The following is a 4,613-nucleotide window of genomic DNA, read 5'->3' as shown; positions in this document are numbered from 1 at the left end:
AGGGGACGTGGAGCGCTTTCTCGGCCACCTGGCGACGGAGCGCAACGTCTCCGCCGCAACGCATCTGCTGGAGGACGGCTACGACATCCGCACCGTGCAGGAGCTGCTGGGGCACAAGGATGTGTCCACGACCATGATCTACACCCATGTGATGAACCGGCCCGGGGTGCTGCCGGTGCGCAGCCCGGTGGATGGGCTGGGGTGACATGGGGGATGGTCATTGTGCGCCTGTGGCGCGTGCCTCAGTGGCGTTGAGCGTGGTCATGTGTGACCTGTGGCTTAGAACGCACGCGATCCCGTGCGACGATGCAGCTGAGGGTGCGATCTGATGGATTGGGCGCTTCCGCGCATCAGTGCATGCTCACCGACACCGCCGTGACGGCGGGCAACGGCCCCAGGTGCTTGACGGTTTTCACGGCCTTCTCATCCGTCTGGATGATCTCGAGCGGGTGGCCGTAGAGCTTGAGGCTGGTGCCGGGCTGCGGGATGGTCTCCAGATAATCGATGATCAGCCCGTTCAGGGTCTTGGGGCCACGCTTGGGCAGGCTCCAGCGCATGGCGCGGTTCAGCTCGCGGACGTTGATGCTGCAGTCGATGAGCAGGCTGCCGTCGTCGGCGCGATGGATTTCGGGGTAGGCGTCCGCCGGGTCGGTGGTGAACTCGCCGACGATCTCCTCCAGCAGGTCGGCGAGCGTCACCAGCCCCTGGAAGTCGCCGTACTCGTCCACCACCAGCGCCACCCGCCGCTTGGCCCGCTGAAAGGCGATGAGCTGCTGGTAGAGCCGCGTGCCTTCGGGCACGTAGTAGGGCTTGCGGGCGATGGCGCGCAGGCGCTCGCGGACGTCCTCGCCGCCGTCGAGCAGACCAATGGTGTTGCGGGTGTGGAAGATGCCGATGACGTTGTCGAGGCCGCCGTCGAAAAGCGGCAGGCGGGTGTAGCTGGCGCGCTTGACGGCCGCAATGATCTCGTCCGTAGGGTCCTGTAGGTCGATGCCCTCGACCTCGTTGCGGGGGATCATGATGTCCTCCACCACGGCGTTCTCCAGGTCCAATATGGCGAGCAGCATGTCCCGAGAGCCCTCAGGGATCATCGCGCCGGCCTCGTTGACCACGGTGCGCAGCTCCTCCCGGCTCAGTGCCGAGCCCTGGTGTGCGTCGGGGCGCACGCCGAGCAGGCGCAGCAGATTGTTGGTGATGATGTTCACTGACCACACCACCGGCTGCATGACCTTCAGCAGGGGCGTGTAGATGTAGGCGGCGGGGTAGGCCAGCACCTCCGGGTGCAGTGCGGCCAGTGTCTTCGGTGTGACCTCCGCGAAGATCAGGATCACCAGGGTGAGGAGTCCGGCGGCGATGGCAATCGCCCCCTCGCCGCCGAGCTTGAGTGCGATGACCGTCGCCAGCGACGAGGCCAGGATGTTGACGAAGTTGTTGCCAAGCAGGATCAGGCCGATGAGCCGGTCCGGGCGATCCAGCAGCGCGCGGGCGAGCTTGGCCCCGCGGTGACCGCTGTCGGCGCGGTGGCGCAGCCGGTAGCGGTTCAGGGTCATCAGTGCCGTCTCGGAGCCCGAAAAGAATCCGGACAGCACCAGCAGGACCACCAATGAGATCAGCTCGGTGAGGGGCAGTTGGTCCACGGTGGGGCCTGGCAGGTGAAAATGGGGCAGATCAGGTGGCGCCCGGCGCTTGCGCGTCGCTGTTGCGCGTTATGGGCCGTACTGTGGGCGTGCTGCTTTGGCTGGCTTGCCGCGAGGATGTCGCAATGTGGCTATTCGCCGAAGGACTCGGTGCGGTAGCGCCAGACCCGCAGCGTGTCGCTCCAATGATCGGATGGCAGGCCCGCCTTTTCCTTGAGCCGGCGCAGGAAGTCCTCGCGCGTCGGCAGTTGCTCCCACACCGACGGCAGGAAGGTGCCGCGGCGCCCGGCGTCGGCGAGGATCAGACCGTCTACACCCGGCACCAACTGCGCGAGCAGGGCCCGCTCGTCGGCGAAGTGCAGCTCCGCCGCCGGCGTCAGCACCGAGATCTTAATGCAGAGCGGCGCAAGCTCGGCGGCCTCGAGCGGTGGGAAGCGCGGATCGCGAAAGGCCGCCGCAAAGGCGTTGTCGGCAACGTCCAGCGCCAGGGGCTGGGCGGCCTCCAAGTGGCCGATGCAGCCGCGCAGCCGTTGCGCCAGCTCCAGGGTCACGAATGCCGCCCGCGACACGTGCAGCGCCGGCGCCTCGGCCGCCAGATCCAGCCGCGGCGGCCGCCCGGTGTCGAGGCCGTGGCGGATGGCGTCGCGGGCGATCGTCAGGAGCCGTCTGCGGTGGACACTGTCCAGTGCTGCGCCCGGCTCGGCCGAGGGCGCGTCGTCCGGTGGCCCTGCGTCAGGTCGCGATGCTGCGTCAGCCGAAGGCATAGGCGCCATAGCCCACCACCCGGTCCCGGGGACCTGCGGTGTCGCCGGAGTTGCGCAGGTCCAGCAGCGCTGCATGCAGTCCGTGGTGGCGCGCCGCCGTCAGCAGACCGGCGATGGGGTGCCGGCCGCAGGCCTGGCGGGTGGAAATCGCCTCCGGATGGAGGTCGCAGATAGCCTCCGAGGTGCGGGCATCGATGGCGCGTGCGCTGTCGTAGTCCAGATAGTGACTCAGGTCCGAGCTGATCACGATGAGGGTCTCAGCGCCGCCCCAGAGGCGCTCCAGCACCTCAGCCACCTCGTCGGCGCCGGCATCGCCCACGAGCAGCGGCACGATGCTGAAATCCCCAAGGGTCTCCTGCAGGAAGGGAAGCTGCACCTCCAGGCAGTGCTCGCCGTCGAAGGCGATGTCCAGCTCATGCACCTGCGGCAGGTCCGCGATGGCGGCGAGCGCCGCGCGGTCCACCGCCACCTTACCGAGTGGTGTGGAGAACTGCTCGGCCGCGGGCACGGCGACGCCGTGGAATGGGAAGCGATGCGCCGGGCCCAACAGCAGGACCCGGCGGATGCACTCGGGCTGCGTCAGCTGCGCATAGGCACTGGCGGCGATGGCGCCGGAGTAGACATAACCGGCGTGGGGCACGATGAGCGCCTTGGGCTGACCCGCGTGCTCCGTGGCGCTGTCGGCTGCCGGTCGTGCGGAGGCCAGCAGGTCCGTCACGTCTGCATGCAGTGCTTCGGGATCGCCCGGGTAGAAGAGGTCCGCAACCGCGGGTCGGCGAATGTTCGACATGGCTGGATGTCCGCTGCCAAAAGGGTTTGTTGCGACCATACTTAGGGTATGTCCAGGTGCGCCGCCGTCAATACCCACGGTGCCTTTCAGGGTTTGCGCTGGTGCCCCTGCCCATGCCTGAATTCTAGCGCGCGTGCGCAGGCTTGCATGACTGTGCCCGCCCCACCCGGAGGATGACCGATGAGCGCCACTGCTGCGCATCCCACGGAATTCTGGCACCGGCTCGACGACGGCCGCGTGCAATGCGATGTCTGCCCCCGCGCCTGCGTGCTGAAGGAGGGCCAGCGCGGGCTTTGCTTCGTGCGCGGCTGCGAGGACGGCGCCGTCGTGCTGTACACCTACGGGCGCTCCAGCGGCTTCTGCATCGACCCCATCGAGAAGAAGCCGCTGAATCACTTCCTGCCCGGCACGCCGGTGCTGTCCTTCGGCACTGCCGGCTGCAACCTGACCTGCCGCTTCTGCCAGAACTGGGACATGTCCAAGTCCCGGCAGATGGACACGCTCGCCGCCGAGGCCTCGCCCAAGGGCATCGCCCAGGCCGCGGCCACCCACGGCTGCCGGAGCGTTGCCTACACCTACAACGACCCGGTGATCTTTTTGGAGTACGCGTGTGACACCGCCGAGGCCTGCCGCGCGCTCGGCATCCGTAACGTGGCGGTGACAGCGGGCTATGTCTCGCCGGGGGCTCGGGAGAAGTTTTTCTCCTGCATGGATGCCGCCAACATCGACCTGAAGGCGTTTACCGACGACTTCTACAAGAAGCTCTGCAGCGCGCACCTGGACCCGGTGCTGGAGACCATCGAGTACGTGCACAAGGAGACGAATGTCTGGCTGGAGCTCACCACGCTCATCATTCCCGGCCATAACGACAGCGACGCCGAGCTTGCGCGCATGGCGGACTGGGTGGTGGAGCATGTCGGGCCGGATGTGCCGATGCACTTCAGCGCCTTTCACCCGGACTACCGCATGCAGGACGTGCCGGCGACGCCGGCGGCCACGCTGACCCGCGCGCGGCGGATCGCCATGGACCATGGCGTCCGCTACGCCTACACCGGCAACGTGCACGATGGTGCCGGCGGCAGCACTTACTGCCACGCCTGCGGCGAGCTGCTCATAGAGCGGGACTGGTATCGGCTCGGCCATTGGGGGCTCACCGCCGACGGCTGTTGCAGCCATTGCGGTACCCCCTGCGCTGGCGTGTTCGAGGCCGAGCCAGGCCACTGGGGCTCCCGGCGGCTGCCGCTGGCGCCGTCCGCGATGGCCGAGGCCGCTTGATGGCGCGAGTGATGGGCCGCGCACGCGCGTCGCGCGGCCCATCGTTACGCAGCGACGCAACAGTGCGGGCGGGAGGCGGGCACGGCTGCGGTGGCCGAGCCAGAAGACTGTCGACAACACGGAGAAGGTTTGACCGCCTGGCGAGGG

General features: G+C 67.9%; 5 protein-coding genes. 2 read left to right on the top strand and 3 right to left on the bottom strand.

All coding sequences use genetic code 11. From position 1 onward, the window contains the following. Positions 1 to 205, top strand: a 205-nt coding sequence (locus I6U14_RS15715) for a tyrosine-type recombinase/integrase (protein WP_296900464.1), incomplete at its 5' end; no start/stop codon positions are given. 145 nt (positions 206 to 350) lie between these two features. Here the strand turns inward: I6U14_RS15715 and I6U14_RS15710 are convergent. From I6U14_RS15710 to amrB, 3 genes are all read right to left on the bottom strand, one after another. Beyond that, a complete protein-coding gene (locus I6U14_RS15710; RefSeq protein ID WP_296900463.1) occupies positions 351 to 1,637 on the bottom strand; it encodes an HlyC/CorC family transporter in 1,287 nt (428 codons plus the stop codon). Between the two features lie 131 nt (positions 1,638 to 1,768). Continuing rightward, positions 1,769 to 2,401 (bottom strand): AmmeMemoRadiSam system protein A, encoded by a 633-nt coding sequence (gene amrA, locus I6U14_RS15705; RefSeq protein ID WP_296900462.1) that lies wholly within the window; start codon positions 2,399 to 2,401, stop codon positions 1,769 to 1,771. After that, the gene (amrB, locus tag I6U14_RS15700; protein WP_296900461.1) at positions 2,388 to 3,191 is read right to left on the bottom strand and encodes an AmmeMemoRadiSam system protein B; all 804 of its coding nucleotides are present in this window, start codon (positions 3,189 to 3,191) and stop codon (positions 2,388 to 2,390) included. The genes amrA and amrB overlap by 14 nt, the downstream gene beginning before the upstream one ends. 180 nt (positions 3,192 to 3,371) lie before the next feature. Between amrB and amrS the strand changes: the two genes are divergently transcribed. Then, positions 3,372 to 4,466 (top strand): AmmeMemoRadiSam system radical SAM enzyme, encoded by a 1,095-nt coding sequence (amrS, locus tag I6U14_RS15695; RefSeq protein ID WP_296900460.1) that lies wholly within the window; start codon positions 3,372 to 3,374, stop codon positions 4,464 to 4,466. Positions 4,467 to 4,613 lie beyond the last annotated feature (147 nt).

Origin of the sequence: Thiohalocapsa sp. (assembly GCF_019695415.1) — a bacterium.
Classification (GTDB): Bacteria; Pseudomonadota; Gammaproteobacteria; order Chromatiales; family Chromatiaceae; genus Thiohalocapsa.
This window is presented reverse-complemented; position numbering and strand designations above follow the sequence as displayed.